Annotated in this window: 3 protein-coding genes; all 3 read right to left on the bottom strand. The window is 57.6% G+C overall.

What is annotated here, in order from left to right:
* On the bottom strand, positions 1–353 hold a 353-nt coding region (locus tag ACTHSL_RS12535; protein WP_176370923.1), incomplete at its 3' end, for a C40 family peptidase.
* Positions 354–358: 5 nt separating this feature from the next.
* Complete coding sequence (locus ACTHSL_RS12530; protein WP_440381647.1) at positions 359–1,057, bottom strand: phage minor tail protein L; 699 nt, start codon at positions 1,055–1,057, stop codon at positions 359–361.
* The gene (locus ACTHSL_RS12525) at positions 1,057–1,386 is read right to left on the bottom strand and encodes a phage tail protein (protein ID WP_440381646.1); all 330 of its coding nucleotides are present in this window, start codon (positions 1,384–1,386) and stop codon (positions 1,057–1,059) included. The genes ACTHSL_RS12530 and ACTHSL_RS12525 overlap by 1 nt, the downstream gene beginning before the upstream one ends.
* Between the last annotated feature and the right edge of the window lie 174 nt (positions 1,387–1,560).

Here is a 1,560-nt window from a genome sequence, read left to right as displayed (position 1 = left end):
ACACCGTGCTCAAAGCGCCGCCCGGTGAGATGCGGCACACAGCGGAACTTATGAATCGTCCCCCGGCAGACCAGCCACCACGGCAAATCACTCTGCACCTGCAGCCGCCGGTCGGCCTCACTCAGCCAGGGCAGACCACCGGGGTGGCTGTGGACCAGCGCCACAATCTCACCCTGCATTTCTGCCTGCAGCCAGTCTTCCGGCGACATACGGAAATACGCCTCCGGCTCACCGGAGATATTCACGCAGGGGAAATATCTTTCCCCCTCCGGCGTGCTTACCACGAAGCCGCACGACTCCGCTGGCGCACATCGCCGGGCGTGCGCCAGAATCGCTGATTCTGTCTGTGTCATGGGATTTACTGCGAAAGTTTGTTAATGGAAAGGAAGCCGCCAAAGTTGCCGACGTTATTGCGGAACTTACAACCGCTCAGGCATTTGCTGCATTTATCCTTCGTGATATCGGACGTTGGCTGGTCATATTCATCCGCGACAGCCGGACCGCTATAACCGCACTCGTCACCGCGATAGGTCCAGGTGCAGGTGTTGGCCAGCATGATACGTCCCGGAAAAACAGCGCCATCCGTTTCCGTCGGCGTGGACAGTACAAAGGAGGCACTCACCGCGCTCAGTTCGCTGCACTGCTCAATGCGCCAGCGGCTGATCACCTCCTGCTCCGGATCGGCGTAACTGTTTCCGTTGACGAAGTTCACCGCATCCAGAAAACGGGCGTAAACCTTACGCCGGACCACCGTTCCGCCGACCAGACTCTGCATATCTTCCGCCATCCCGATGACCATACCGTACAGGTTAGAAACCGTCAGCGTGGGGCGCGTACTGGTGCCTTTGCCATTCAGTTCAAAACCGCTCCCCTGAATGGGATACGGCTGATACTGTCGCCCCTGCCAGGTGACCGGCTCACCTTTTTCGTTCTGCTCATTACAGAAAAAATAACGTTCTCCACCGACCTCTGTCAGGTCGATTTCCCAGAGCACCACGCTGGCCGACTGCTCCGCACGGGTGCATTCATTCAGTGTTTCCTGCCGGATATCCTGCATCAGTTCACCACCTGTTCAAACTCTGCGCTGAACTCAACACGCAGCATACTGACCCGCGACGACCATTTTGCGCAGGTCACCTTTATCTGCCGCCACTCATAAGGCGGCGTCCACAGAAAGGATTTCCAGCCCCCGTGCTCTTCCAGAAACGACTCCAGTACCGTGGCCTCCTCACGGGGGACAGAAAGCGTCACGCTGTACGTTTTCAGGTTGGCATTCAGCCCGGCAGGCGCTCGCTGAGAATAGCCATCACCAAAGCGCACCTTTCTTACAGAAGGGACCGAAGCCACATCCAAACCGGGTTTCACTTTCCAGCGGAAGGTCTTCATCGTCCACCTCCGGAGAACAGGCCACCATCACGCATCTGTGTCTGAATTTCATCACGGGCACCCTTGCGGGCCATGTCATACACCGCCTTCAGAGCAGCCGGACCTATCTGCCCGTTCGTGCCGTCGTTGTTAATCACCACATGGTTATTCTGCTCAAACGTCCCGGACGCCTGC

This window comes from Neisseria sp. P0008.S010, from assembly GCF_051962715.1.
Classification (GTDB): Bacteria; Pseudomonadota; Gammaproteobacteria; order Burkholderiales; family Neisseriaceae; genus Neisseria; species Neisseria elongata.
The sequence above is the reverse complement of the archived record's forward strand: the minus strand, read 5'-3'. Positions and strand labels throughout refer to the sequence as shown.

Coding starts and splice junctions, on each gene's coding strand:
- ACTHSL_RS12530 (WP_440381647.1), bottom strand. CDS start 1,057: ATGCAGGATATCCGGCAGGAAACACTGAATGAATGCACCCGTGCGGAG.
- ACTHSL_RS12525 (WP_440381646.1), bottom strand. CDS start 1,386: ATGAAGACCTTCCGCTGGAAAGTGAAACCCGGTTTGGATGTGGCTTCG.